The sequence below is a fragment of the Bacillus sp. ISL-34 genome, assembly GCF_018613325.1.
In the GTDB taxonomy this organism is placed as follows: domain Bacteria; phylum Bacillota; class Bacilli; order Bacillales; family DSM-1321; genus Peribacillus.
The window spans coordinates 351,396-378,224 of sequence record NZ_JAGGQJ010000002.1 but is presented as its reverse complement, the minus strand read 5'-3'; the positions used below and the strand labels follow the sequence as shown (position 1 = coordinate 378,224).

Genomic DNA, 26,829 nt, shown 5'->3' with positions numbered 1-26,829 from the left:
TGAATACATATCTTTCACCAAATCATAAATGAAAGAGAAGTCAATGGCAGCCTCAATTTTACGAACCAAATGGTTCGCTGGCACCAATTGATCTAAAGTAATCATTTCAAGTTGATCTCGCTGAATAGAATCATGTTTAGAAAGCATCCTCATCACCTCAAGTTTTAATACTTCCATTTTAAAACAAAAAAGACTGTAGGCAAAAGAGGTTCTATCTAAATTTTATAACAGAGTTGATTGGAGCGAAAGGTGCGAGACTCCTGCGGGAAAAGCGCGTCTAGGGGAGACCCCGCAGGCGCAAGCCGAGGAGGCTCCCGGACCGCCCGCGGAAAGCGAGTGCCTGGAGTGGAAATCAACGTTCAAATTGTAAAAGCCATAAAAAGACTGTAGACAAACTCTAAAAGGATGGGCCTCTTCATAGTAATACAAAACGTTAATTTGGACGCTAAAAAATCATGAAACCCTATAACAATCCGACAAATTCCTTCTTTATTTCCGGGGAAATGCAACGGATATTTACATATATTTCATCTGATTCCTTTTTTCAAAGGACTCTAGGCCCCAGGAATTTAAACAATTTAAACAAGGTTAAACTATATGCCGCTCCTAATGCATAACCTGCCAAGATATCAGTTGGAAAATGAACTTTCATAGCGATCCTGCTGACACCGATTAGCAGAACCAGACAAACGATACCGATTCCCACCGCCCATTTCAATGAGTTCCCTTTAATTTCTTTCATGATTAAATAAGCAACCATACTGAAGAAAACAAGGCCCACCATTGTGTGGGCACTTGGAAAACTGAAGCCAGCGGTCTCCATCAAAGGATGTTCAGGGCGCACTCTTTTAACATGATTTTTTATCCACCCATTTAATACATCACCCCCAGCAATTCCGATAGAGAAGACGGCCATGGTCCAATAATCCTTCTTTATTATCCACAAATATAGAACACATAGTAAGCTTCCAATACCAATGAACATGGATTTCCCAAGATAGGTAATGAACTTGAAGAAAGTGAACGAAAAAGTATTTTCACCTATTGAAAAAAGTTTCGCAATATATGTATCAAACGCTAAAGTCTCCTTACCCTGGACTTCATTCATCAAATAAAAGAATAGCAACATGCAGAGCAAAACCATGGCAACCCAGGAATATTTAATCATTATATATCTCTCCTCGAGGTATTTAATTCACTTTGGATTATTCAGAATATGATATACTATTTACAATTAATCCAATCATTGGGAGGTGCAAAATGATACAGCGATTACACGATCTTCTAGATGGTTCATATGAAGAAATGGTTTCCATCAGGCGTTATCTTCATCAACATCCCGAGCTTTCTTTTCAAGAAACCCAAACGGCGGCCTTCATCGCTGAATATTATAAAAAACTTGGAATCGAACACCGGACGAATGTAGGCGGTAATGGTGTTATTGCCAAAGTCACAGGCAGTAAGCCTGGTAAAACCGTTGCATTGCGCGCTGATTTCGACGCCTTGCCCATTCAAGATGAAAAAGAAGTTCCCTATAAATCTTCCGTCCCCGGGGTAATGCATGCGTGTGGACACGATGGCCATACAGCGACACTCCTTGTCCTTGCAAAAAGTCTGAATGAACTGAAGGATGAGCTCGAAGGTGAATATATATTTATCCACCAGCATGCAGAAGAATATGCTCCAGGGGGTGCCAAACCGATGATTGAGGCTGGCTGCCTTGATGGGGTCGATGTAATTTTCGGCACCCATTTATGGGCCACGGCCCCAACCGGAACTGTCCAATACGCTTATGGACCCCTTATGGCCGCTGCTGACCGTTTTGAAATCACCATTCAAGGGCAGGGCGGACATGGAGCCCAGCCGCATAAAACCCGTGATGCAATCGTAGTCGGCTCTCAGCTCGTCATGGCCCTGCAGCAAATCGTAAGCCGCCGCCTTAACCCAATAGATTCTGCAGTCATTACCGTCGGTTCCTTTGTAGCAGATAATGCCTTTAACGTCATTGCAGATAAGGCTAAAATAATCGGGACTGTCCGCACATTCAAGGAAGATGTCCGTTCATTCATTAGCGAAGAAATGGAGCGGATTGTTAAAGGAACCTGCCTGGCAGCGGACTGCACCTATGAATATAAATACTTTCAAGGTTATCCAGCTGTTATTCCACATGTTGAGGAAACTAAATTCCTCATCGAAAGCACTGAGTCCGTCAAGGAAGTTTTAATTACAGAGGAAATTGACCCGGATATGACAGGTGAAGACTTTTCTTATTATTTACAAAATGTAAAAGGTACATTCTTCTTTACGGGAGCCAGGCCAAAAAATGAACATACATATCCGCATCATCATCCTTTGTTTGACATTGATGAAAAAGCGATGCTCATTGCAGCCAAAATATTAGGCACTGCAGCGGTAACCTATCACAATAAGAAACAATCATCACAAAAAGTGAATGAATCGCTATTGCGGTAATGGTAAAGGGACGGGGTATCCCCGTCCCTTACTCTTTAAGCAGTCTGATTCGGTAACAATTGACAGCCGTCTCCCCAAGATGTTCCAATAAATGATGATTGGCATATCCACCGACAGCTGCCCCAAAACCTGGAACGAGCTGGAACATTTTGATGACATCGATGTGATCGCGATATTCCTGCTGAAATTCTTGCCAGTCTATTTCCGGCCATTTCCCTGAATCCCAATCCTCTATTACCCGTAATGTTTCCAACTTCTTCTCCTCGCTTGAAAATGCCATCTGGAAGATATGGAGAATGAACAATCTTTCCTCATATTTATTTGGATCGAAACCGTATATACGGGATAGTTCGAATAATAATTTCATCTTGATACTAAGCAGTAATGGGAAATCAGCCAATCCAATTAAAAGCCCTGCCGCTCCGGTTCCCACACCTTCTATAACGGCCGTTTTCCGATAGGCCGTTACCGTTTCCGCAACCCACTCTTCTTTTTGCTGCAAGGATAGTAGCACTACATTTTTTTCTTTAGACATATATTTAGAACCTGATAATACGGCCTCTATCATCCCTTTAATACTATCAGTAATCATTTTGTGCACTCGGTCCGGAATATAACTATTCAATTTGATTTGCGCCTTTTTGGACATCCGCTCAAGCCTGCCGGATTTCTTGGCTACTTTCTTTTTCCATGATACTAGTTCCGATATTGCCTTTTGTTCATATTCATCCATCATTTAACACCTCCGTTAAATATGTATATACCCCCTATGAGGCTTTTATTTTCAATTTTCTTTTCTTAAAAGCAAAAGCTGATTTTATGAAAAAATCAGCTTTTGCTTAAAAGTTTTTAATTTTCTTTACTGCATAAATTTTAAAACCGAAGATGAAAACAAACCCCATTGCCAAGGCGGCTAAAGCGGACATCCATTCCCCTTTCACTAGCAGGACCAAACTGAAGATAAGGTCCTCGAATAATAGGAAATAGGAAATTAGCTTTATGACTGCAGATTCCCTCATTTTTGCTGGCAATGGATATAGTGAGACCCATACTTTCCATTCATGAGCCTTCCAAACCGGCAGCAGCTGCAGGGCTGTCATGAATAGGAACATGAACGTTACAATCAAATGTGCCCATATGTTAGTGAATACACTTAAGATCACGGACCCTATGATAGTTAAACGAAAACAAAGTCCCACATAATCATTGGATCGCAGCAGAGTACGGGCGTAAAGATAGGTATAAGTGGATTTATCACCATACGGAATGAGTGATAATAGCCAGTCCATCCATTTCCTTCTCGCTACCTTCCCTTTCAAATGAGGAACATCAGTAAACATGTTCGCTATTCGATAAAAAGAATTCATCCGTTTGTTTTCCAATTCCACCAGCCGTTCCCACTTCAACACAAAACCTTTGGTTGCGCTTCGATAATACATGTAAAGTCCTAACAATAATAAAAAGGTTATAAGTGCAAACAGTATATTTGCCCTTGAACAGATGAAATAAAGAATCACTCCATTAAGTAAAAAGCGGATGAGTGAGTCCCAATGGCTCACTGATGTATCCTGATATTTCAATACCAGCCAGCGCATGGTTAAATTCAAAAACTTCAAAATAAGCAAAACGGCAAGGATGATTCCAAGGTCCTTACCTCCTGCACCCGTAACCTTCGAATACATCGGTATAGATGCAATTAGGACAACCAGAAGAATAAAGCCCTGCATGACCCAACTTAATATCAGTGAATTCTTGAAATAGCTTCTCAACTTCGTTTCAAGCGGAAGCAGGAATACCGTATCGGGTTCTTTCAAAAAAGTATTTATCGGGCTTCTGGTCACAATGATCGATAAAACAAAGGCCATGATCAATTCAGCAGGGAAATCACTATTTAACGTCTTCACCCAATCACTGTAATAATAAGCCAAACCACCAAGAACCAATACCATGACAAAAACAAGATGGCCATTAAAAATATAGCGAAGATATTTTTGCGTTTCATTTATATAGCCTAAATATCTTTCCTTCCAGAGATTTTGACTATTCATAACCGATTTCTTCCTTCGTCAATTGGATATATAAATCGTCTAGAGTTGCCCCCGGCATTGAAAATTGTTCACGAAGCTGCTCAAGATTGCCTTTTGCGCGAATCTCTCCATTATGCAGTATGATGAAAGAATCACAATACCTCTCGGCAGTCGCCAGTATGTGTGTAGACATTAAAATTCCCGCTCCGCTCTCTTTCATCTTCCTCATCAAATCAAGCAGGGATTGAATGCCTAATGGATCAAGACCTACGAATGGTTCGTCGACGATATATAAAGACGGCTGTACTAAAAAAGCGCACATGATCATGACCTTTTGCTTCATTCCCTTTGAAAAATGGGCCGGGAACCATTTAAGCCTTTTCTCCATATGGAATTCCTTTAACAGAATGTCCATCCTTTCTTTATATGTGGCTTCCGCCAAACCATGTGCCATGGCCGTAAGCTTTAAATGCTCCTCAAGTGTAAGCTCATCATACAAGATTGGCGTTTCTGGAACATAAGTGAATTGTTTACGATATGTATCCGGGTCCTGGGCAAGTGTTTTACCATGAATCGAGACACTTCCGCCTTTCGGCTCCATGAGTCCGATGATATGTTTAATCGTCGTACTTTTCCCAGCCCCGTTGAGCCCGATTAACCCCACTAGCTCATTTGGCTGGATGTCAAAACTTATTCCTTTTAAAACCGGCGTTTTCGTGTATCCGCCCACTAATTGCTTTATTTCCAATAAGGACATATAAACGACCCTTTCTATATAGAGGTTCTTATTTCCATTTTATCAAATTCTCCTGCTTTAATATAGTCGAGTGTTCCCGGAACAAAATTTCCATAAATAACTAATTATATTTTCCCTCCTTGGTGGTCATCATAAATAAGGAAGAAGGGGTTAGTCATTACGTGTGATTCACATCATATTGTAAATGAGGTGTCAGTTAAAGACGTATTACACTGAAATGCCCATAAGTTTTATTACAAATGATTCACATCATATTGTAAATGAGGTGTCAGTTAAAGACGTATAACTGAATTAAACCAGAAGCTTCATAAAAAAAATCGTTTCGAGCAAGGAGATGGTTCTCTTGCACGTAAAAGCAGAAAAATCATTCAATAATTATCAATTATGCTTTGAAAGTTGATGAAACTTTAAAGATATAGGAGATGGTTGCTTTGAATGGAAAATCTCTAATCAGATAATAACCGTATTTTACTAAAATGTAGATGAGGTGTTTGTCGCAGAGAATTTATGCTAATGCGAATTTTGAAGCTTAACCCCCTTTTTCGACAGGCAGGGTGCAACTTATGTTGCATCCTGTTTTTATGATTTTTCCTTTTCTCAAGGATTCAAGCTATGGTACGATTAACCAAATACATTAACTTTTAAAGGAGCGTTTTTTTATGAGTGATTGCATTTTTTGCAAAATAATCGATGGGGAAATTCCAAGCAGTAAAGTTTTCGAAAATGAACATGTATTGGCCTTTCTCGATATCAGTCAAGTAACAAAAGGCCATACGCTGGTAATACCTAAAGTACATAAGGAAAATCTTTATGAGTTGACACCGGAGATCGCCAAGAATCTTTTTGAAGTGGTGCCGGAAATTGCCCGCGCCCTGAAACAGGAATTCCAACCTGTAGGCCTGAACACTTTAAATAATAACGGAGAGGCTGCAGGACAGTCCGTTTTCCATTTTCATATGCATTTAATTCCTCGGCATGGAGAAGGTGACGGCTTTGGGGCTGTTTGGAAAACGAATACCAGCGACTATACACCAGATGACCTGAAACAAATCGCTGACTCCATTGCACAGCATTTAAAATAAGACCGTGATGGCGGTGAAAGTTTCTTTCTCCTTACGTTATTTCTTTTAAAAAAGAATCGAACTTTAGCACGCTTGTTGCATAAAAACAATGATCCCGATTTGGTCCTCACTTTAAAGTGCAGGACCTTTTTTACATTGGCACATCATTAAAACGGATTGTCACTTAAAATTCTAAATTTTCCTCCTATTGAATTTAGTTTTCTGGTAGGATATATGAATAGTCTCAAATACTTTATCACATAGTCGTATAGGAGGAAAAAAATTGAAACGTGCACGCAATTTTAACGCTGGGCCAGCCGCCCTTCCCTTAGAAGTTTTACAAAGAGCTCAAAACGAATGGTTGAACATTGAGGATTCCGGTATGTCCGTCATGGAATTAAGCCACAGAAGTTCGGAATTCGAAAAAATTCATAACCATGCCATTCAATCATTAAAAGACCTTTTGGAAATTCCTGAAAATTATGAAGTTCTGCTGCTGCAAGGAGGAGCAAGTCTACAATTTTCCATGATTCCCATGAACATTTTGAATGATGGAAAAAGGGCAGATTATGTCCTCACTGGTTCTTGGTCGGAAAAAGCATTAAAAGAAGCCAAAAAGGTTGGTGAAACGGCCGTAGTCGCTTCATCCAAAGATGAAAAATATACGTTCATCCCTAAAGTCGAAGACATCGAATTGAATGATGATGCCGCATATCTTCATATCACAAGCAATAATACGATTTACGGAACACAGTGGAAGGACTTCCCGGAAACAGGCAACATTCCTTTAGTAGCCGATATGTCAAGTGATATTCTCAGCAAAAAGATTGATATTAGTAAATTCGGCATCATCTATGCAGGTGCACAAAAGAATCTAGGTCCGTCGGGAATCACAGTCGTAATCATCCGTAAAGATTTAATTACCGATAATGACAAAATCCCATCCATGATGAACTATTCTATCCATTCGAAAAATAATTCTTTATACAACACTCCTCCGACATTGGCCATTTACTTATTGTCCCTTGTGTTGGATTGGGCAAAAGAACAGGGCGGCGTGGAAAAGATTGCTGAAATCAATGAAGAAAAAGCAAAAGTCATTTACGATGCCATCGACGGCAGTGATGGTTTTTATAAAGGCCATGCCCTACCGGACAGCCGTTCATTAATGAATGTAACGTTCACGCTTCCGTCTGAAGAAGCTGAAGTACAATTCCTTAAAGAAGTGAAGCAAGCCGGATTCGTAGGACTGAACGGTCACCGTTCCATCGGCGGCTGCAGAGCATCCATCTATAATGCGGTCCCTCTATCCCATTGCCAGGACCTTGCTGATTTCATGAAGAAATTCCAGGAATCGTATAAAGCGAAGGAAGCTCAAACCCTTTAATTCAAACAAATATAACTTCTAAAAAAATAGGTCTTATGATATACTATTTTAAACTTCTTGCAACAGGCAATAGTGCATTGTTGAAGAAAAGATGTTAGTTGAGATGAGAATAGGAGAGATGAGTAAATGAAAACGAAAACCCTTGTGTCACTGTCCCTATTAATCGGGATTGGGGCTGCCCTGCATTTTATCGTACCTGGATTCTTCCTTGGAATGAAACCGGATATGATGCTGTTGATGATGTTTTTGGCAATTACCCTGTTTCCCGCGAAGAAGAATGTATTCATTGTCGCCCTGGCTGCTGGAGCCATCTCTGCCATGACAACTACATTTCCTGCAGGACAGATTCCAAATATCATAGACAAATTGGCAACAGCCTTTCTGTTTTACCTTTTATTCATCAGTCTTAAGAAGTTTTCAACATCCGTTGTCACCGTTAGTATCTTGACTGCCGTAGGAACATTGATTTCCGGCGCTGTCTTCCTTGGATCGGCTTATTATATCGTTTCGCTTCCAGGGCCTTTCGTTGCACTTTTCGGCGCTGTTGTACTTCCTGCCGTACTGTTAAACACAGTTGCGATGGTCATCATTTATCCAATTGTGAACGGCATCGTAAGAAAATCAAATATACCCATTAATGCTTAAGCAGCAGGATCATCATACCTAAAAAAGCACCGGAATGTCCGGTGCTTTTTTTCCAATCTTATGAATCTGGAATTCTAGTCAGAATCATCCTCCAATGGTCAATGAATCAATATCCACATAAACCAAATGAAAAGCAGTAAAACCCCTGGGAGACCCATAGCGAAGGCTCTAGCCTGGAGCACCCTCTTGGGCGGATAGATGCCAGGAGTTTTTGCTTGCCTTAGAAAATACCCCATTCCGCACAGGCATACCAGGCCTAATAAAAAAATGATTTTCATTATTAACCCACCAGTGCCATCCATGTTCCGACAGCTTGTTTTTATTATCTATATGCTGCTCTTCCCTTTATATGAAGCATTATTAATAAAGCTTCAAGTTATTTTTAAATATTATATTTTTACTCTCTAAGTTTAAAAAAATATTTTTGTGATATAAAGATAAAATGGTCGATACTCTTCCATAAGGATGAAAATTATGGTATTTTGATATCAATAGTATTTCTCTCCCTATTTATCATAATTTCCAATTGATGCAGCAGGGATTCAGACCATGGAAAGCGAAAACATATTATAAAATGAGGTGATCCTAATGAAAGCAAAATCATTACTAATTGGCTTTTTGACCGGAACAGTAGTAGCTGGTGCGGCAACCTTACTTTCAACGCCAAGTTCAGGTAAAGACCTACGGGTCCGCATCAAAACGAATACCGACGAAATTAAGAATACAATTGATGAGTTAAAGGTGAAAATGCTAAACATTAAAGATGACACGATGGAAGCTTCACAAATCTGCAAAGAAACGGTTAAAACGTTCATTTCGGATGTTCAGGTCGTCATCGAGAACTGGAAGCGGGAAATCGAACCCAATAAGAATGAATTATTGAAGAACGTTCAGGAAATTGAAAATTCATTGAAAGAATTGGAAGCTGCCGCCCCTTCTTCTAAAAATTAATAGCTTACATGAGTCACACAAGCTTGATTCTCCATTTTTCCCAATAAATTACATGGTTTATTGGAGAAGAATGGAGAATTCATTAAAATAACTAAAATTTTCTAAAAATTTTGCAAATATTTATCTTTATTAATTTTTATTTTATTGTCATAATAAATATATAGAATCTTATAAGTAGGTGAGCCCATAATATGCAGAATAAAAATTATTCTATGAAAGAGGCAATGATTTTTAGTCAACGAATTGCACAATTAAGCAAAGCATTATGGAAATCAATTGAAAAAGATTGGCAGCAATGGATCAAGCCCTATGATTTAAATATCAATGAGCACCATATTCTTTGGATTGCCTACCACCTTAATGGCTCATCCATTTCAGATGTTGCAAAATTTGGGGTCATGCATGTTTCTACGGCATTTAACTTTTCAAAAAAATTAGAGGAACGCGGGTACTTAACATTTTCAAAAAAAGAAAATGACAAAAGGAATACGTATATAGAGATCACGGCGGAAGGTGAAAAAATTCTACTTGATTTAATGGAGACATATGACCCAAGTAAGAACTCTGCTTTCTCGGGTGCACTTCCACTGCGTGAGCTTTATGGCAAGTTTCCGGATATGATTGAAATGATGGCCATCATCCGAAATATATACGGTGAAGACTTCATGCAAATCTTTGAACGATCCTTCGATAACATTGATCAGGAGTTTACTGACGTGGAGGGTAAAATCACAAAAAAAAAGATAGAGAAAGAAACTGAACCAGTTTAATCTCATACTCTATCCATTTCCTTCATGAATGATACATATAAACCCTGTGAGAGGCATGCATCAATGCATTCCTTTGTGGTTATTTTTGGATTAACCTTTCTTTCAAATTGTTTAAAAAGCGGTCGAAAGTTCATATACCCTTCCGCTTTTTCTATTTCATAGCGTTTGCTCAGGATATCACATGTTTCCAATAATTCTTCCGCTTCCTTCTTCGTGAAATTTTTTTCCACAAATAGATAGTCCAACTTGGCCTCCGGGTTGCGTATAAGGTTTAATAAAAGCCGTTGATGAAAACGGAGTATTTCTATTTCTTCATTCATATTTTTCATACTTCACTAATCCCCAATCGATCATTCAATTTTACATAAAGGCTTATATCCCAATTTTTGATTTTTCACACTCAGTAATCCGCCTGATCCCTGTTTCAAAACCTGGCCTTGATCGCCCTTAGCATGCTTACGCACCAAAGTGTTTTTATCTTAAACTTAATCCAAGAATTTCATTGCTTTTTCCACCCATTCATCGTAATGTATGTAAGTATATTCAACAGCTTTGGAGGGCTGATTTCGAAATGAATTCGTGGAAAACAATTGACGTGGCAAAACAATATGGGAATTGCCGTCTGCTCTTTTTTACAGTTTTTACTATATTGGTGTCATTTGTTCTGATCTATACATTATTAAGTGTCTTTTCAACCCATGTTATTTTGTATGGCGATCAAACAATGGTATTTTTTAGCCTATTGCTCTTATTATATCCTGTTCACAAACTATTACACTATTTACCTTTAAGATTATTATGTAAAAAAGTAAAAACTTCTTGGTCCTTGAAGTGGAACCTTGTGCTTACTTGCAGAGTCAATGTGCATGATCCGATTCGAAAGCATCTTTATCTCTTGACCCTTGTGTTGCCTTTCTTCATTATGTCTGTTATATTGATCGGTTGTGCCCTTAGTTTTCCGCATTACATCCATTATTTCACTATTTTATTATCCCTGCACACCGGATTATGCGTATCGGATTTTATTTATATAAAAAACCTGGTTGGTTCCCCAAGGCATTCTTTTATCGAGGAACATCTCGAAGGTTACGATATACTTATTCAAAAGTGATTTCTTATTTATTCATAAAGCTGACTGATAAGATTTTTAGGTATCTTTTTTCATTATAATTTGGTATCGTATTTATACATGATGTTTTGCAAGGAGGGATTTTAGGTTTTGATCTCGTTCTGGTTTATTATTTTTGCTATTTTGATCCTTTATAATATTAATAGAATGACAAACTCTTTATGCATTCAAAAGGAAATTGCTGAAGACCGGCAGCCTAAAGTATTCAGGACCATTAATGTATTAATTACTATTATGTTATTATCCTCCTATATTGAAATTTTGTATACGTAGAGATGAGCAACAAATGATGGCCATCATTTGTTACATACATTGGTGATACCCGGAGCATTATCCACATAAAGAAAAAGGGCGAAGCAACAGCTTCGCCTTTTGTTTATGAGTTTATAACCAAGAAGCTCCAATGATAACTAACAGGATGAAAAGAACGACAATTAGAGCAAAGCCTCCACCTATTCCTCCAGACATTGATCTTCCTCCTTTCCATTCTTAAGTAATAGTAATTTCATGCACACTCTTATATCCGCCAAAAGGAATCCATTCCTTTCATAGCTTGAGAATCACTTCAATCTTTTTTGTTGAGCGGCTACCCTATCCTATTCAACTCCATGGCAAAAGGAGTGGGCTCTTTCCATTATTAATTTTGCAGCCGATTAGCAAAAGGCTGCTCCTACAATTATTAATAAAATGAATAACACCACTAACAAAGCGAAGCCTCCGTTAAATTCATTACCCATTATGCTACCCCCTTTTGTTGTCCTCGATTTATCATATGTAATGGATTAATATCTGGGTAGGCGTACACCCATTTTTCAAAAAATTCTTATTCATGCACCAATATATTATTTTTTGTAAAGTAACCAGAATATGTTATAGTTAATTTTGTGGAAATACGAAAAAATAGCAAACCAGAAACTTATAACTAGGAGTTGTTTTTATGAAGAAGTGGGCATTATCGATTGCTGTTACTGCAGGGCTGATTGGACTTACAGCATGCAACAGCGACAAGGAAGCAGTCGTGGAAACTAAAGCGGGGGATATAACTAAAGAAGAATTTTACAATGTAATGAAAGACCGTTATGGTGAAACCGTTCTTCAAGAACTTGTTTATGAAAAAGTTCTTTCTGAAAAATATACAGTAACGGATAAAGAAGTTAAAGCTAAAACGGACGAACTTAAAGAGCAAATGGGTGAAAATTTCGAAACGGCCCTTGCTTCTTCCGGATATAAGAGCGAAGATGATCTTAAACGTGCACTTAAAATCGGCATGCTTCAAGAAAAAGCAGCCGTTGCCGATATAAAAGTTAAAGAAGCTGATGTGAAAAAAGCTTATGAAGACTATAAACCACAAATCAAAGCGAGACATATTCTAGTGGAAGACCAAAAAACAGCCAACGAAGTTAAAGCTAAATTGGACAAAGGCGAAGACTTCGCTAAACTTGCAAAAGAATATTCAACAGACACAGGCACAGCTGAAAAAGGCGGGGAGCTAGGCTGGTTCGGACAAGGTGAAATGGTTCCTGCATTTGAAGAGCAAGCTTACAAAATGAAGAAAAACGAAATCAGCAAGCCGATTAAATCCGATTATGGCTACCATATCATCCAACTTCTTGATACAAAAGAAAAAGAATCATACGAAGATATGAAAAAAGATCTTGAATATGATTTGAAAGTCGCTCAAATTGACCAAACTAAAGTTCAGGACATCTTGAATTCAGAAGTCAAAAAAGCAGACGTGAAGATTAATGACAAAGATCTAAAAGATGCCATCAGTACTGGTGACGCAGCTGAAGCTGAAAAATAATTGAATAGTAAAAAGCGACAGGACTTTACCTGTCGCTTTTTTTCATCATTCGAGCTATGCTCCCTGATTTATATCCTTTTTACGCCTCTCGCGCTCTTCTTCCATGCGTTCAATGTATTTCTGACCTTCCTTTTCAATCCAAGCATCATCTATGAGGCGTTCCTGCCTAGCTGTCCAAATTGACATGACTGCACTGACAATTATCCCAATAAACACGAACCAGATCCAAATTGGCATGTCCCATTCCCTCCCAAAAAATCTACTATTCATTTACTAGAGAATATGCGCGAACAAAAAAAATATGCTTCTTTCTCCATCGAGAAAGAAGCATATTTCATTAAAATGTTGGTTTATAGAATGAACGATTATCGAGTGCGAAAACTCTTTCCGTAAATTCACCCGGTTTCACTTTTTCCAAGGCCCGGTCCATCATGTTTATCTTGGCATCCATATTATCAATATAATGCAGCACTTCCGCTTCCCTCACCATTGGCGGTTTTGGACTGCCCCATTCCGCTTTACCATGGTGGCTTAATATCAGGTGCTTGAGAATCATGATTTCTTCCGCTTCAATGCCCAATTCCTCTGCAGCTTTACCCACTTCATTCACCATGATGGTGATATGCCCCAACAAGTTCCCTTCCACTGTATAAACAGTCGAAACAGGTCCAGATAGCTCATGTACCTTTCCAAGGTCATGCAGAATGACTCCTGCATACAAAAGGTCCTTATTGAGCGAAGGATATAGGGTTGAAATGGCCTTAGCCAGTCCTAACATCGATACAACGTGATAGGCCAGTCCCGACATATACTCATGATGGTTCTTCGTGGCAGCAGGAAATGTCAGGAATTCATTCTGATATTTTTTAATGAGGTGCCTAGTCACCCTTTGGATATTCGGATTCCTCATTTCAAAAATGAATTGAGTGATGGTTTCCATCATTTCTTCCTGACTTAAAGGCGCCGTCTGAATTAAATCGGCTTTCGTGACCCCATCAGCATCTGAAGTAATTCTAATATTACGGATTTTCAATTGGCTGCGTCCTCGATAATTCTGGACTTCCCCTTGAACTTTCACCGTAGCTTCCGCACTGTATGTTTTCTCATCAGCCTCAGAAACATCCCATAGCTTTGCCTCGATCTCCCCGGTTTTATCGCACAAAATCAATGTTAAAAACGGCTTTCCATTACTTGCCACCGCTTTTGTACTCGTTTTAATGTACATATATATATCTACTACTTCACCAATTCCGTAGTGTATGATCCCATTTCCCATGCGACTGCCTCCGTTCAATTAAATATCAACATTATAACATACCAATCTCGTTAATGCGTTTAGTTTTCGTTAATAAGTGATGGACAATGGACAGGAAAACCCTAAGCTGACCGTCTTTCTAATCACTCCACAAGAAAACCAGGCTTGACCCCAAGCCTGGCTCTCCAATCAAATCTATTTCAACAGTTTTTGTTCGGACAATACGCGCACTTTACCTGGCCCTCAATTCGGTAATATAAACAGCATGTCACCCGTTTATAAGGATTCATGGACGCCGGAACGCTTTTTTCCCCAATGAATCGTTTAAAGGGGGAACGCGTTTCAATATTCAGCCAAACTTCATCTTCAAGCAGCTTTTCAATGTCCTTTTCAACTCGCGTCTTTATATCAGTCTGCTTCAATAACTCACTATACATCCATACTGTATAGCTCCAAATATTTTCCCAGAGTATTAGTTTCGATATTTTAGCAGATCCGGAAAAGAAGCGAATGGCATCAGCACCAAAGCTGCTTAATATCGAATGGAGGGCAGAAGGGCTTTCCTTTTCCGTGACATTGCTCCAGTTGTTAGTTTTCAGCAAAAAATTCGGGAGCCATTGTTCATCTTCTGGATCATCCAAAACGCCAATGTCCTGAAGTGTGCCTTCCCAGATAAGCCGATGTTTGCTTAACATATAAAATTGTGCCGTGACAAAAAAAGCATAGCGTCTGAACCACATTGAAATGGCTATCCTTGACGATTCCGCCCCAGTCCGGGCTTGTGCATACTGAATAAGCTCATCAGCATGATTGAAGGTCTTGGAAACTTTGGCTTCATCTCGAAAGGATATGCGATATCCTTGCAGCTCTTTTTCAATGGATGGTGTGAGGTTATGCATTGGCCAGCACTTTTACCTGACTTTGGGCGTAGCGGCCTTTACCAAACGGGACGCACATGGGACTGCCGAAAATTGGATCAAAGGATATTTGACATTCCATGCTGAAAACATGCTGTACCAATTCAGACGTGATGATATCCTCTGGCCGGCCTTGAGCATGTATCGCCCCATCTTTAAGTGCCACCAGATTATCCGCATAACGGCAAGCTAAATTCAAGTCATGAAGCACCATCACGATCGTTCGGTTCTCAAACTCATTCAAGTCGAACAATAAGTCCAAAATTTCGATTTGATGGGTCATATCAAGATATGTAGTCGGTTCATCCAATAAAATGATGTCCGTATCCTGAGCCAGCGTCATTGCTATCCATGCCCGTTGCTTCTGGCCCCCCGATAATTCATCGACTGCCTGATCCTTTAAATCGGTCAGGTTCGTTGCTTCAATCGCCTTTTGAACTTTTTCTTCATCCATGGAACTCCACTGTTTTAACCAACTTTGATAAGGATATCTTCCTTGTTTAACAAGCTGATAGACTGTTAGTCCTTCAGGAGCAACCGGGGATTGCGGAAGAATCGCCATCTTTCTTGCTACATCCTTCGATGACATGGTTGAAATCGCTTTACCTTCGAGCAAAACTGAGCCTGATTGAGGTTTTAACAATCGGGCAACAGACCTTAGAAGAGTTGACTTTCCACATCCATTAGCACCGATGAACACGGTGATCTCCCCTTTGGGTATTTCTATATTCATATCATTTATAATTAATTTATCACCATAACCGAGCGATAAAGACTGTGTGTTAATAGCTGGTCGCATTAAAATACTCCCCTTTTAGTCTAATAATACCAGTTTAATGAAAATGATTCTCACTGTCAATCTTAAAAAAGAATATAAACCAAAAACTCCATGTCCATTCCTCTTAAATGATTCATTAAAGTGAATGCTCCTTTAAAGATATGAAGCTTCCTTTGGAAACATTAATACCATTTTCCCATATCATGCATGCAGCTTCCCGATTCACCAGGCCGTACTTTTCCGCCGGGCTAGCGTCGGAATCTGCATTTAGTGAAAAAAAAGCCCTCCATATGGAGAGCTTTTTAACCGACCAGCAGGCGATTTGTACAATGTGCCAGGGATTCATCCCTAATGAAGGTAAATAAATCCTGATCGATAAAAGGAATTAATCCTTCTGCAATATTCCATGCATTGATCTCTATTTGATAAAGGATTTCTGATTTTCCTGTACTGTGTAGCTCCTCACTAAGCACAGCAAGATCGGGGTCTAATGCGTGGCCCATCTCATGTGTGAGGATCACCCATATATATTCCTCAAGCCTTGCAAGCGAGCCTAGGGAGCGTTCACACTGAATTTCGATATCTCTCTCATATAAAGTGATTCTATGTCCTGTGGCAGAATATTTTCCCCCAACACATCGTTTACCAGGAAACTCCTTTTCGATGATTAACTTCAAAGAAGAATCATGGTGGCTTACAAACTCATTCATATTCAATGACTTCACTCTCTTTTTTTATAGTTTAAAACCCATTATATTTCGGGGATGATCAAATCATTCATATCTTGGCGCAATACGGGGCTGGATAGACGAATCACTTGATTTTCGCTAAAGCACTCCATTATATATCGGTGACAAGTAAAAAATAAAATTTGCCGCTTTTCCGAAACTTTTTTCAATAACTCAAGCATCCGTTTTGTCCTCTCCGCATCAAAATTGACGAAACTATCATCAATGATGAGAGGGAATGAATCATTTTCAAAAGTATGATCAGCAAGTGCGAGCCTTAGGGAAACATAAATTTGCTCTGCTGTCCCGCGGCTGACCTCTTCAACCCTGAAACTTAAACCATCACTGCGCTGTACCCAAATTCCTTCTCCCGACTGATCAAGTATGATTTTACGATAGCTTCCATTCGTTAAAAAGGAAAAATGCCGCTCGGCATCAGCGATGACCTTCGGCAGGCGTTCCCTTTTATATCGGTCCAATGTTTTATTCAATAAGCTTTTGGCTATTGCCAATTTCGCCCATTCCTTCGCCTCTTCGTTAAAAGCAGCTTTTTCTTCATAAAAACGATGAAGCAAGTCATCATAAATCCCTGAAGCTTCAAGCTGTTTTATCTTATGCTTCGCATCCGCCTGCTTTTCTAATAAAAGAGATTTCACCTTTACAGAATCCTTCCGTTTCCGTTCTAAATTTTCAAATGTATAAGTATTGATCCCCTGTTTTAAGTAAGATTGGATTTGATCAGGCAGCATTCTGGAATGCCCAATTTGAATGGTAATCAAATCAAGCTGTTTTTGTAAAGTGATTTTCTTTTCGGACAATGCAGCGTCATGCCTGAATTCTTCCTCGTCCTTGACCTTCGCTAACTTAAAAAGCGTTTCCATTTCTGCATCAAGATAGCCATTTTCCATCGTCAGCTGCTCGATTTCGTTCGTCAAACGACTTCGTTCCTGCATCCATTGTGTTAGTTGAACGGAGAATTCAACCGCTCTATTCAATTCCCGTTTCAATAGCCCAATCGCTTCCCGCCATGTGGATGGTTCAAAATCAAGGCTGTGTGCAAAATGAAATAAAGCCTTTGATTTACCCTCAAATTCTGCCTGCAGAAAATTATGCCGCTTGATTGTTTCATATTTCCTATCAACGGCTTCCTTCCATTTCTCAAGAAGTTCAAATACAGATTCAAGATTGATTTCCATTCCGGGATAAGACAGGCCCCAACCGCTTAAGATGCTCCTCAATTCTTTATCCAATCGGTCCCTGCTAGCTTCCCAATCGGCATATTCCTGAATGGTCGATTCAAACGCTACCTCCCTTTCTTCGTATTTGAAACTTTCACTTTCAAAACGCCTTTGGAGACGTTGGTCCAGTTCAAGCAGCCGCCCCATCGACTCTCCTTCACTCCCTCTATTGGTTTCACTCCCAATTGCAGCCCTTTTCCTTTTCATCTCATCCAATTGCCTGATATATCCGGACAATATATCATCACCTTTAAAAAGATACCTGGAAACCGCAAACAGAACTGCCCCCGCTAGAAGTATAATCCCCAACAAAATCTGTTCACTGAAATAACTTCCGATCGCACCTAAACAAAGAAGTACTATTAAACTGCCATTCATGATATGTGAACGTTTACGATTACCCGCTTCCTTCTTCCTCTGTAATGCCAATTGCTCTTCAAGTTCAAGTATTTGTTCATCAAGAATAAGGGATTGTGCTGCTTCAAACTCGATGTTATTCTGCTTGTTGTATAAGGACTCCAGCTCGCTTCTTTTTTCATCTGGCATTAACTGGGCCTTTATCTCCTTCAAGCGGGCTTCTGTCGTTTCAAGACTTCCCTTTTGCAGTTCATATTTCTCATCAAGCTGTTTTTTATCATTTTGGAGTTGATGCTTTTCCCTCTCCGCCCTTTTCACCTTTTCCTTCATGAATGTACTGATATCCAGTTTTCTTATTTCATCATCAGAAACATCCAAGAATAATTCCTGCTTCACCTTTTCGATATTCTTTTCTTCCAACAGCCTTTCGTGTTCCGCTTTTCTCATATCCAGCTCGAGCTTCTCCAGCAATGTCCCTTGATCGATTGCATGTTCAATTTGCTCTTTATGCTCCTTGATGAACGGATTGATTTCGATTTTCGTGAGTTTTCCCTCAAGTTTGTCCATTTTCTCAGTCAATGCCGCAAGTTGGGCTTTCATGGGCATTCCAACTGCCTGTAGCTGTTCAAGTCTTTTAATGCCATCAACAGGAAAACTTACATCCGGAATTTTACTTATTTCGGCCTCAAGTTCCCCCCGTTCTTCAACCAAGGGTTTAATTCGCAAAAAAGCACTCACGTTAACAAGGGTTTCTTCAATCTCTTGAATATCTTCCGTGACTTTGTAGAGCTCCTCCTTAAGTTTTGCTTCTTCCTGAAGTAATGCCGTATATGACTGCTGTTCTTCTTCTGAAGCTTTCACTTTTTTCTGCAATTCCTTAAGTTCTTTCAGTCTCACATTCAGTAAAGGCTTTTGGCCTGATGGCTTGAACCTTGAATCGAGCTCTTTTTGCAATTTCGTTTCGGCTTCAAGAAGTTTATCATTCCCGATCAGCCCAGCTGAAAGCAGATATTTACTCATGGTCCCTTCACTTAGTGTATGTAATCCCTGCAGCCCTTGAAGATCGAAAGAAAAAATGGCTTGGTAATAGTTTTTATCAACGCCATGGAGAATCTCATTCAATTCTTCCTCGCCGCCGACCCTTCCATCCTCGAAGGTCAATTTTACATCGCCAGTAGCTTTTCCCTTCACACGTTCAATAATGATTTCCCCATCTTTTTTTGTTATGAGACTGAGCCTTCCGCCATATTTGGCATGCATTTTGGGCTCGTAACGGGGTTCGTTTTGAACCTTTGTCGGAAAACCAAACAGCATACTATGAATGAAGGACATGATGGTTGACTTGCCCGATTCATTTTCCCCAAAGAAAATCTGCAGCTGTCCCAATTCAGGAAAACGCTGATTTTCCAGTTTGCCGTAACCATAAACATGGAGGTCTTTAATAATCAAATCCGTTCCTCCTCCTACACTCATTTATTCGCTTCAAAAACTTGCAAAAGCCATCTTTCCGCTTCATCCAAAAGTTCCCTCTGCTCTTCGGGCCCTATTGAATCAAGAAACCTTCTTGCACCCGGATGAATATAAAGCGGGGCCAGAGCAGCATCCGCATCATCAAATTCAGATGCAAGCATTGATACCTCAGCCATAAATGGCAATATTGTTTCATTTGACCTAATCAGCGGCATCGACTGGATGACTTTGATTTTATACACCCAGACAAACGATTCCCCTTGGTCCTCTTCCTGCAAGATCCGTGTCAATTCTTCAAGATATTCCCCGGAAGCCCCTGCTTCGTCACCTGCATCCAGCTTCAGTTCCAAAAGAAAGCTTCTCCCATCGAAGCCCTTCCGTTCAATAACTTCCTTGCATTGCTTGAACAGGGCATCAAATCCACCTTCCGCGGTTATTTCAATTGTTTCGCTTTCCCATATCACTACAGAGGTTTCAATAAAGGAATGACGCTTCATGTCCCCGTCTAATTCGACAAGCAGGCACCCTTTAACGCCAGACTCCTTTCTGTTCCTGCCTTGAATATTTCCTGGGTATATCACTAGCGGATCTTCTGAAACCACCTGATGCTTATGAATATGGCCTAATGCCCAGTAATCGAAATCTTTGGCAGCTAGTTCCTTCAATGAAAAAGGGGCGTATGGGCTATGTTCGGTATTGCCTTCCAAATTCCCATGAAGCAGACCTATATGATAATCGGCCCCTTCAGCTTTTATGTAGGTTTCGATCATTCTCTCCCTTACGTGACGGCGTGGATAACTGAACCCATAAAGGTGGACAGTCGTCCCATCGATTTTTTCAAACCGTTTCACTTCGGTTTGCCTTGAAAATACGTGGACATTATCCGGCAGCTCCACAGTAATCCACGAGCCGCTGAGATGATCATGGTTACCATGAATGATATAGGCAGGTATCTGATGCTGCTGGAGTTTTTCCATTTCGGTCCGAAAGCGGACCTGTGTCCGGAGACTCCGATTTTCCCCATCAAATAGATCTCCCGATAACACGATAAAGTCAACTTGACGGGAAATTGCTTCATTAATGATAGTTTGAAAAGCTTTAAACGGGCTTTCCCTTAATTCCTTTAATATAGATGACGGCACATCCTTCAACCCTGAAAAGGGACTATCCAAATGGAGATCCGCCGCATGAATGAACTTCACACCGCTCAAAAGTGTCACCTCGATTTCTTTCAACATTTCACATTTAATTCTAACATGGACAGAACATACTTTCCCATACATTATTAATTTAATCCGTCATCATGGTACCTAGATATTCCAGTATGGGCAAATTCAACAGGAAAAAGACCGAATGGCGTGAACAATATTTCATGCACGGCATTCGGTCTTTTTCATCATTTAAAAATATCCATACTTAAATAGCGTTCACCATTATCCGGTGCAATGCACAATACTCGTTTTCCACTTCCGAGACGACGGGCTTCCTGCAGGGCAGTCCAGACAGAGGCACCTCCTGAAGGTCCAATCAATATGCCTTCTTTCGAAGCCATATCCTTCATGGTGGATATCGCATCTTCATCAGCCGCTTGAACGATTTCATCAAATACTTCTGTATTTAAGATGTTGGGGATAAAACCAGGGCTCGTACCCACTAACTTATGAGGACCAGGCTTTCCGCCGGAAAGAACCGGTGAACCCTTAGGCTCGACAACGACAACCCTTAAATCCGGCAGATGTTCTTTTAAGGCTTCACCTGTACCGGTTATCGTTCCTCCCGTTCCAGCAGTAGCGACAAACACATCCAGGTTCCCATCCATCTGATCTAGAATCTCGACTGCTGTCGTCACCCTGTGAATATCAGGGTTGGCTTGGTTTTCGAATTGCTGCGGAATAAAGCTATTAGGAATCTCTGCTGCTAGTTCCTCAGCTTTACGAATGGCTCCCGGCATCCGCTCTGATGCAGGGGTAAGGACAACTTCCGCTCCGTATGCCTTTAAGATATTGATTCTTTCTTTCGACATATTATCCGGCATGACCATAATCGCCCGATACCCCTTTGCCGCGGCATTCATAGCAAGCCCAATACCTGTATTCCCTGATGTTGGTTCTATGATCGTGGCCCCGGATTGAATGATACCATCCAATTCAGCCTGCCTAATTAAGTTGAAGGCAGCCCGATCCTTTACGCTGCGGCTCGGATTGAAATATTCAAGTTTCACAAATACTTCAGCGTCACCCTCCGCAGTTAAATGATTAATCCTTACAACAGGTGTATCTCCTATCAATTCAGTGATATTATTAACGATTTTTACCGTCATTCAAAAAATCCCCCTTCGTACCATACACTTCCTGGATGCACTTTTACTCAGGTTTATTATATCATTTATGATTTTTCATTTTAAAGAAAGAATTCCTCTAGTATAAATAGGTTTTGTGTTCATTCTTTCCAAACTTAAAGAAAAAAATATAAAGTTAGTTCGGTATAGTCATTTTCAATCAATTTTCAAGATATTCAGCTACTTATCAATATTCCCTGTCTTAATACTTTCCCCTCACATAATAATAGTCAAAATTGACAGATAATGATAAAATTTTCATTACAGTTCCTAAGACAAAAACATTTTTGATAAGGGGGTTTTTGAAAATGAGCAGAATATACAAATTAACCGTTTTTGAACCGTCAGGGGAAAAACTATTGGATGAATCATTTACAGCCGAGAATGATGAACAAGCAAAAGAATTGGGACAAAACCTATTGAAGGAAAAAAACTATCAAGATCAAACACATCGCTGTACATCACCTTCTGGCGCTTTATTACTTTTTCATCGCTGATTGAAAATGGAGCGCAATCACTAAATATATGATCAAGTTTCCCGCATCTTCCTCTTTAATCTATATAGAAAGGCCGTCACAATAACGTGACGGCCTACAGTTTTTTTATGGCTTGTACAATTTGGCCGTTGATTTCCGCTACAGGCACTCGCTTTCCGCGGGCGGTCCGGAGAGCCTCCTCGGCTAGCGCCTGCGGGGTCTCCCTTGGACGCGCTTTTCCCGCAGGAGTCTCGCACACCCGCTCCAATCAACTTTTTTATAACATTTAGATAGAAACCATACCTGAGGAGTTGATGGTGTTGTTTTGGGTAAGTTGGTTCGGGAACATCATTTGATGAAAGATACGTTTTCCGAACCCCTTTTGTCTAAAACAAGGGTCGTCACTAAAAAAATGACGCCTTTTTCATTCATTTTCCGATGAAGTTCGGTTTCCTTTTTTCCACGAAAGCTTTTATTCCCTCTTGGTGGTCCGCTGTTTGGCGCATTTTCATCTGAGCAGCTTTTTCAATCTCAAGGATCTTAATCAATAGTGGGCGGTTTTTTTCACTAAGGATCTTTTTCGTTTTAATCATGGCCTGAACCGGGCTTTGCAGCCACGATTGCACTTTCTTCTCTACCGCATGTTCCAAGGTTCCGTCAGCCACTTCATGAATGAGGCCCTTTTCTTTAGCTTCAAGCGCAGTAAGCACTTTACCTTCCCAGATCAATTCTTTTGCCCCCACTTCACCAAGACGACGTTCAAGGAAGAAGTGTCCGCCCCCATCAGGAATTAATCCAATCCCGATAAAATTCATCGCAACCTTACTTTCAGAATCGGCAATAAGATGATCGGTTGCAAGAGCTATACTTAACCCAAGCCCTGCAGCTGCACCATGAATGGCACTGATGGTCAATTTAGGCATGAAATATAGAGTGGTCACCAATTCACTGATTCCATCCATCAGTTCATCGAAAGCATTTTCTTTTCCAGGTGAGAGCATCATCTTAATGTCACCACCTGCGGAAAATGCATTCCCATTCCCTTTTAAAATGACGACATCCACATCATCATTCTCACTTACTTCCTTCAGGGCATGAATAAAATCATGCAACATTTTCGGATTTAAAGCATTCATCGCCTCTGGACGGTTCATTGCAACAGTGGCCGTCCTGTCCGAATATGTGACTAAAACAGTGCCTGCAGGTGATGTCGATTCAATACTCAATTTATTTCCTCCTCTTTCGTTCTATGACTCTATTATATATTTCTCCCCATTATCAGAATAGGGCGAAAAGTTACAATTAAACAAACATACTATTTCTTGATATATTTATCCTGAAGCTGATCACGCAATGCCCTTTTCAAGAACTTCCCAACACCCGTTTTCGGGATTTCATCCAAAAAGACCACTTCATCCGGCAGCCACCATTTTGCAAACTGCGGCATTAAAAATTCGATGATGTCTTCCTGGGACACTTGCCCCTTGTATGCGTCCTTCAACACAACACAGGCAATCGGCCGTTCCTGCCATTTTTCGTGAGGCACTGCAATTACCGCCGCCTCAAAGATTCCTTCATGAGCCATTAATGCATTCTCTATATCTACGGAAGAAATCCACTCACCGCCGCTTTTGATCAGGTCCTTCGTCCGGTCGACGATTTTCACGAATCCTTCTTCATCAATCGTGACAACATCTCCCGTATACAGCCAGCCATCTTTAAACGTATCCTCTGAACGCTCATCCTTAAAATACTCATTCGCTATCCAAGGACCCCTGACCAGCAATTCGCCCATTTCTTTTCCATCAGGTTTCACTTCGCCGTCCTGACCGATCACTTTAATTTCTATCATTGGCGAAACAAGGCCCTGTTTGGCCTTCAACTCATAAAGTTCTTCTTCAGGGAGGTCTTCCTGATAGCTTTTTGGTTTGGATACGAATACGAGCGGGCTTGTTTCAGTCATTCCATAGGCATGCAGGAATGGTATCCCATACTTTTGTTCAAAGGTCTTAATCATGCTTTTCGGAGCAGCCGACCCTCCGCATAAAACAGCGCGAATGCTGCTCGTATCATGGCCGCCTTCTTCCAGCTCCTTCAATAAGCCCAGCCATATCGTCGGAACCCCCGCTGCGATTGTAACCTTCTCCGTTTCTATAAGCTCAGCCAAAATCTTTGGGGTGAAATAGGGTCCCGGCAAAACCATCTTCGTTCCAAACCAAACACTGGCAAAAGGCATTCCCCAGGCATTTACGTGAAACATAGGCACGACAGGAAGAGCCACATCACGTTCGCTTAATGCTGTGGAGTCGGCAAGCCCCAGTGCAATCGCATGCAACAAAATTCCGCGATGTGAATAAACCACACCTTTTGGATTCCCGGTCGTGGCGGAAGTATAACATATGCCGGCAGGTGCATTTTCATCCAAGGTTTGAATGAATGGCTGTTTCGGATTCCCTTCGGCTAATAATTTTTCATAATGATAAATGGGTGAAAGGGTCGTATCAGGGAGCTCCTCTTTATCCGTCATTATGATATACCCTTCCACTGTCGTTAACTCATCTTTAATTGCTTCCAAGAGGGGAATGACATCCGAGTCTATCAATAATAATCGATCCTCCGCACTATTGACGATATAAGAAACATGTTGAGGAGACAGACGCATATTGATTGTATGTAGGACAGCACCATGACAAGGAATCGCAAAATAAGCTTCTAAATGCCGATGATGGTTCCAGGCAAGTGTTCCAATACGGTCACCTGTTTGAATGCCGAACTTTTCAAGATTACTGGTCAGCCTTCTTGTACGCTCAGCAATCTCTGCATATGTAAATGTGTGAATTCCACCATCCGTACGCGAAACTACCTCTTTCTTCGGAAAATACTTTTCAGCTCTCTCAATGATTTGAGTCATGATCAATGGTGTATCCATCATTACAATCTCCCCCTTATATTGAAAACGTCTTCATTATATATTCGACCAGAAAAAAAATAATCCTTTTTCCCTAGGTGCGTTTTACGATTATTTTGAATTTGGGGTTATCTTGAAGATATTTCAAATAAAAAATGGATCTAAACCAGATCCTATCAGTATGACGACAATAACGGGATTCGGAAAGGGAGCGGATTTCTGAAATCTACGGAACGTTTTTTAAATAAAAAACTGCAGGCAAACCCGATTTCTTCGAATTGAAAGGATCAAACAGGTATATCCGGAATCATTTATTAGGAGCGTAATCTGAAATGTTATTTTTAAACCATCAAATTTTAACGGTACAGTTCCAAGATATATTTTTTATGTTTCTTTCTAGAAAAAAGAGGAAATAGTAAAGATACAATTATATTTAGAGGGAGCTCATTTATGGCAAACAAAATAAACGAAGAACTGGAAGCTTATTGTGCGAGTGAATATTCAAAGCTATCACGGGTGATCGTCTGTGAACCTCGTTATATGGAAATCCGGGAGATCATTAACGAAACACAAAAAGAGTATCAAGAAGAAAATATCGATCAAGCACTTGCCTTGGAGCAGCACGCCCAATTTGTAAAAGCTCTTGAACATGAAGGGATTGAAGTCATAAAGCTTCCACCTCAATTTACATATCCAGAACAAGTCTTCACGAGGGATATCGGTTTCACCCTTGGGAATACCGTTTACGTAGCTGAGTTGGCAACAAGTATCAGGCAGGGTGAAGAACAAATACTGAAATCCTGGCTCGAAACGAATGGTATCCCATTTTTCACCCTCCACAAAGATCATATCGAGGGCGGGGATGTCATTATTGACGGAAAGACCATCTATGTTGGAATCAGTGAAAGAACGGATGAAACATCTATCAAGCATCTTCAAACCTTATTACCGGAATACGATGTCATCGCGGTTCCTTTCATTGAAAAATTCCTTCATTTAGATTGTGTTTTCAATATCATATCACCTACAGAAGCGCTTATTTTTCCAGAGTCCTTTACAAAAAAAGAGATGGATGTATTAGCTTCACGTTATGACATGATCGAAGTGACGAAGGAAGAACAATTCACATTAGGAACCAATGTGCTTTCGATCGGGAATAAAAAATTATTCAGTCTTCCTTGTAATAAACAGGTAAATAGTCAGCTTCGAGAACGGGGATACGAAGTCATTGAAGTCGATATAAGCGAAATCATCAAGTCCGGTGGCTCTTTCCGTTGCTGTACGATGCCACTATTGAGGACAACGAATAAGAAGACTGATTCAGTCTGAGCTGAATGAAAGAAACCGGACTTGTATGGGAA

At 40.3% G+C, this 26,829-nt stretch carries 30 protein-coding genes; 11 read left to right on the top strand and 19 right to left on the bottom strand.

The genetic code is table 11. The annotated features are described in order from the left end of the window. Both J7E52_RS26785 and J7E52_RS02635 read right to left on the bottom strand, forming a co-directional pair. Positions 1-147: transposase (locus J7E52_RS26785; RefSeq protein ID WP_483861531.1), on the bottom strand; the 147-nt coding region annotated here is incomplete at its 3' end. A 397-nt stretch (positions 148-544) separates the two neighbouring features. Then, positions 545-1,168, bottom strand: coding sequence for a phosphatase PAP2 family protein (locus J7E52_RS02635; protein WP_214743551.1), 624 nt, complete (start codon positions 1,166-1,168; stop codon positions 545-547). 92 nt (positions 1,169-1,260) lie between these two features. Here J7E52_RS02635 and J7E52_RS02630 point away from each other — a divergent pair, with 92 nt between their 5' ends. Beyond that, complete coding sequence (locus tag J7E52_RS02630; protein ID WP_214743550.1) at positions 1,261-2,472, top strand: M20 family metallopeptidase; 1,212 nt, start codon at positions 1,261-1,263, stop codon at positions 2,470-2,472. Between the two features lie 28 nt (positions 2,473-2,500). Here the strand turns inward: J7E52_RS02630 and J7E52_RS02625 are convergent, their stop codons facing one another. The 3 genes from J7E52_RS02625 to J7E52_RS02615 form a co-directional block, all read right to left on the bottom strand. Next, positions 2,501-3,205 carry an EcsC family protein gene (locus J7E52_RS02625; protein WP_214743587.1) on the bottom strand — a complete coding sequence of 235 codons (705 nt, stop codon included), beginning with the start codon at positions 3,203-3,205 and terminating at the stop codon, positions 2,501-2,503. Between the two features lie 106 nt (positions 3,206-3,311). Next, positions 3,312-4,520, bottom strand: a complete 1,209-nt coding sequence (locus tag J7E52_RS02620) for an ABC transporter permease (protein WP_214743549.1) — start codon at positions 4,518-4,520, stop codon at positions 3,312-3,314. After that, positions 4,513-5,256: an ABC transporter ATP-binding protein gene (locus J7E52_RS02615; protein ID WP_214743548.1), complete on the bottom strand. Its 744-nt coding sequence runs from the start codon at positions 5,254-5,256 to the stop codon at positions 4,513-4,515. Before J7E52_RS02615 ends, J7E52_RS02620 begins: the two co-directional genes overlap by 8 nt. 659 nt (positions 5,257-5,915) lie before the next feature. On the opposite strand from J7E52_RS02615, the gene J7E52_RS02610 reads away from it, so the two are divergent. From J7E52_RS02610 to J7E52_RS02600, 3 genes are all read left to right on the top strand, one after another. Then, entirely contained in the window at positions 5,916-6,338 is a 423-nt protein-coding gene (locus J7E52_RS02610) for an HIT family protein (protein WP_214743547.1), read from the top strand. A gap of 262 nt (positions 6,339-6,600) precedes the next feature. Next, a complete protein-coding gene (serC, locus tag J7E52_RS02605; protein WP_214743546.1) occupies positions 6,601-7,704 on the top strand; it encodes a 3-phosphoserine/phosphohydroxythreonine transaminase in 1,104 nt (367 codons plus the stop codon). Positions 7,705-7,830: 126 nt separating this feature from the next. Next, complete coding sequence (locus J7E52_RS02600; RefSeq protein WP_034314684.1) at positions 7,831-8,349, top strand: tryptophan transporter; 519 nt, start codon at positions 7,831-7,833, stop codon at positions 8,347-8,349. Positions 8,350-8,447: 98 nt separating this feature from the next. Here J7E52_RS02600 and yhzF read toward each other — a convergent pair whose 3' ends face one another. Further along, a complete protein-coding gene (gene yhzF / locus J7E52_RS27590) occupies positions 8,448-8,627 on the bottom strand; it encodes a membrane protein YhzF (protein ID WP_483861530.1) in 180 nt (59 codons plus the stop codon). A 310-nt stretch (positions 8,628-8,937) separates the two neighbouring features. On the opposite strand from yhzF, the gene J7E52_RS02595 reads away from it, so the two are divergent. Both J7E52_RS02595 and J7E52_RS02590 read left to right on the top strand, forming a co-directional pair. After that, positions 8,938-9,300: a YtxH domain-containing protein gene (locus tag J7E52_RS02595; RefSeq protein WP_214743545.1), complete on the top strand. Its 363-nt coding sequence runs from the start codon at positions 8,938-8,940 to the stop codon at positions 9,298-9,300. 191 nt (positions 9,301-9,491) lie between these two features. Further along, positions 9,492-10,070 (top strand): HTH-type transcriptional regulator Hpr, encoded by a 579-nt coding sequence (locus J7E52_RS02590; RefSeq protein WP_034314691.1) that lies wholly within the window; start codon positions 9,492-9,494, stop codon positions 10,068-10,070. Positions 10,071-10,072: 2 nt separating this feature from the next. Here J7E52_RS02590 and J7E52_RS02585 read toward each other — a convergent pair whose 3' ends face one another. Next, the gene (locus J7E52_RS02585) at positions 10,073-10,399 is read right to left on the bottom strand and encodes a DUF1878 family protein (RefSeq protein WP_214743544.1); all 327 of its coding nucleotides are present in this window, start codon (positions 10,397-10,399) and stop codon (positions 10,073-10,075) included. A 242-nt stretch (positions 10,400-10,641) separates the two neighbouring features. On the opposite strand from J7E52_RS02585, the gene J7E52_RS27340 reads away from it, so the two are divergent. Both J7E52_RS27340 and J7E52_RS26780 read left to right on the top strand, forming a co-directional pair. Next, positions 10,642-11,181: a DUF3267 domain-containing protein gene (locus J7E52_RS27340; RefSeq protein WP_214743543.1), complete on the top strand. Its 540-nt coding sequence runs from the start codon at positions 10,642-10,644 to the stop codon at positions 11,179-11,181. Positions 11,182-11,289: 108 nt separating this feature from the next. Further along, positions 11,290-11,472 carry a hypothetical protein gene (locus J7E52_RS26780; protein WP_034314696.1) on the top strand — a complete coding sequence of 61 codons (183 nt, stop codon included), beginning with the start codon at positions 11,290-11,292 and terminating at the stop codon, positions 11,470-11,472. Positions 11,473-11,583: 111 nt separating this feature from the next. Here the strand turns inward: J7E52_RS26780 and J7E52_RS02575 are convergent, their stop codons facing one another. Together J7E52_RS02575 and J7E52_RS02570 are read right to left on the bottom strand one after the other, a co-directional pair. Further along, entirely contained in the window at positions 11,584-11,667 is an 84-nt protein-coding gene (locus tag J7E52_RS02575) for a YjcZ family sporulation protein (RefSeq protein WP_034314699.1), read from the bottom strand. A 185-nt stretch (positions 11,668-11,852) separates the two neighbouring features. After that, a complete protein-coding gene (locus J7E52_RS02570; protein WP_106026634.1) occupies positions 11,853-11,936 on the bottom strand; it encodes a YjcZ family sporulation protein in 84 nt (27 codons plus the stop codon). 200 nt (positions 11,937-12,136) lie between these two features. Between J7E52_RS02570 and J7E52_RS02565 the strand changes: the two genes are divergently transcribed. Next, the gene (locus J7E52_RS02565) at positions 12,137-13,003 is read left to right on the top strand and encodes a peptidylprolyl isomerase (protein ID WP_214743542.1); all 867 of its coding nucleotides are present in this window, start codon (positions 12,137-12,139) and stop codon (positions 13,001-13,003) included. A gap of 54 nt (positions 13,004-13,057) precedes the next feature. On the opposite strand, the gene J7E52_RS02560 is transcribed toward J7E52_RS02565, so the two are convergent. The 8 genes from J7E52_RS02560 to cysK form a co-directional block, all read right to left on the bottom strand. Beyond that, positions 13,058-13,240 (bottom strand): sporulation YhaL family protein, encoded by a 183-nt coding sequence (locus J7E52_RS02560; protein WP_053344914.1) that lies wholly within the window; start codon positions 13,238-13,240, stop codon positions 13,058-13,060. A gap of 100 nt (positions 13,241-13,340) precedes the next feature. Beyond that, entirely contained in the window at positions 13,341-14,279 is a 939-nt protein-coding gene (gene yhaM, locus J7E52_RS02555) for a 3'-5' exoribonuclease YhaM (RefSeq protein WP_214743541.1), read from the bottom strand. Positions 14,280-14,458: 179 nt separating this feature from the next. After that, positions 14,459-15,157, bottom strand: coding sequence for a (2Fe-2S)-binding protein (locus J7E52_RS02550; RefSeq protein ID WP_214743540.1), 699 nt, complete (start codon positions 15,155-15,157; stop codon positions 14,459-14,461). After that, positions 15,150-15,974: an ABC transporter ATP-binding protein gene (locus J7E52_RS02545; protein WP_214743539.1), complete on the bottom strand. Its 825-nt coding sequence runs from the start codon at positions 15,972-15,974 to the stop codon at positions 15,150-15,152. The genes J7E52_RS02550 and J7E52_RS02545 overlap by 8 nt, the downstream gene beginning before the upstream one ends. A 281-nt stretch (positions 15,975-16,255) precedes the next feature. Continuing rightward, positions 16,256-16,663 (bottom strand): metallopeptidase family protein, encoded by a 408-nt coding sequence (locus J7E52_RS02540; protein ID WP_286197376.1) that lies wholly within the window; start codon positions 16,661-16,663, stop codon positions 16,256-16,258. A 41-nt stretch (positions 16,664-16,704) separates the two neighbouring features. Beyond that, a complete protein-coding gene (locus tag J7E52_RS02535) occupies positions 16,705-19,725 on the bottom strand; it encodes an ATP-binding protein (protein ID WP_214743537.1) in 3,021 nt (1,006 codons plus the stop codon). 20 nt (positions 19,726-19,745) lie between these two features. After that, positions 19,746-20,984 (bottom strand): metallophosphoesterase family protein, encoded by a 1,239-nt coding sequence (locus J7E52_RS02530; protein WP_214743536.1) that lies wholly within the window; start codon positions 20,982-20,984, stop codon positions 19,746-19,748. A gap of 158 nt (positions 20,985-21,142) precedes the next feature. After that, positions 21,143-22,066, bottom strand: a complete 924-nt coding sequence (gene cysK, locus J7E52_RS02525; protein WP_214743535.1) for a cysteine synthase A — start codon at positions 22,064-22,066, stop codon at positions 21,143-21,145. A 326-nt stretch (positions 22,067-22,392) separates the two neighbouring features. Between cysK and J7E52_RS02520 the strand changes: the two genes are divergently transcribed. Further along, a complete protein-coding gene (locus J7E52_RS02520) occupies positions 22,393-22,581 on the top strand; it encodes a YhzD family protein (RefSeq protein ID WP_048677954.1) in 189 nt (62 codons plus the stop codon). Between the two features lie 407 nt (positions 22,582-22,988). On the opposite strand, the gene J7E52_RS02515 is transcribed toward J7E52_RS02520, so the two are convergent. Continuing rightward, on the bottom strand, positions 22,989-23,780 hold the full coding sequence (locus tag J7E52_RS02515) for an enoyl-CoA hydratase (RefSeq protein WP_214743586.1): 792 nt from the start codon (positions 23,778-23,780) through the stop codon (positions 22,989-22,991). A 95-nt stretch (positions 23,781-23,875) separates the two neighbouring features. Continuing rightward, on the bottom strand, positions 23,876-25,492 hold the full coding sequence (locus J7E52_RS02510) for a long-chain fatty acid--CoA ligase (protein ID WP_214743534.1): 1,617 nt from the start codon (positions 25,490-25,492) through the stop codon (positions 23,876-23,878). Positions 25,493-25,918: 426 nt separating this feature from the next. Here J7E52_RS02510 and J7E52_RS02505 point away from each other — a divergent pair, with 426 nt between their 5' ends. Continuing rightward, a complete protein-coding gene (locus J7E52_RS02505; RefSeq protein WP_214743533.1) occupies positions 25,919-26,797 on the top strand; it encodes a dimethylarginine dimethylaminohydrolase family protein in 879 nt (292 codons plus the stop codon). Positions 26,798-26,829 lie beyond the last annotated feature (32 nt).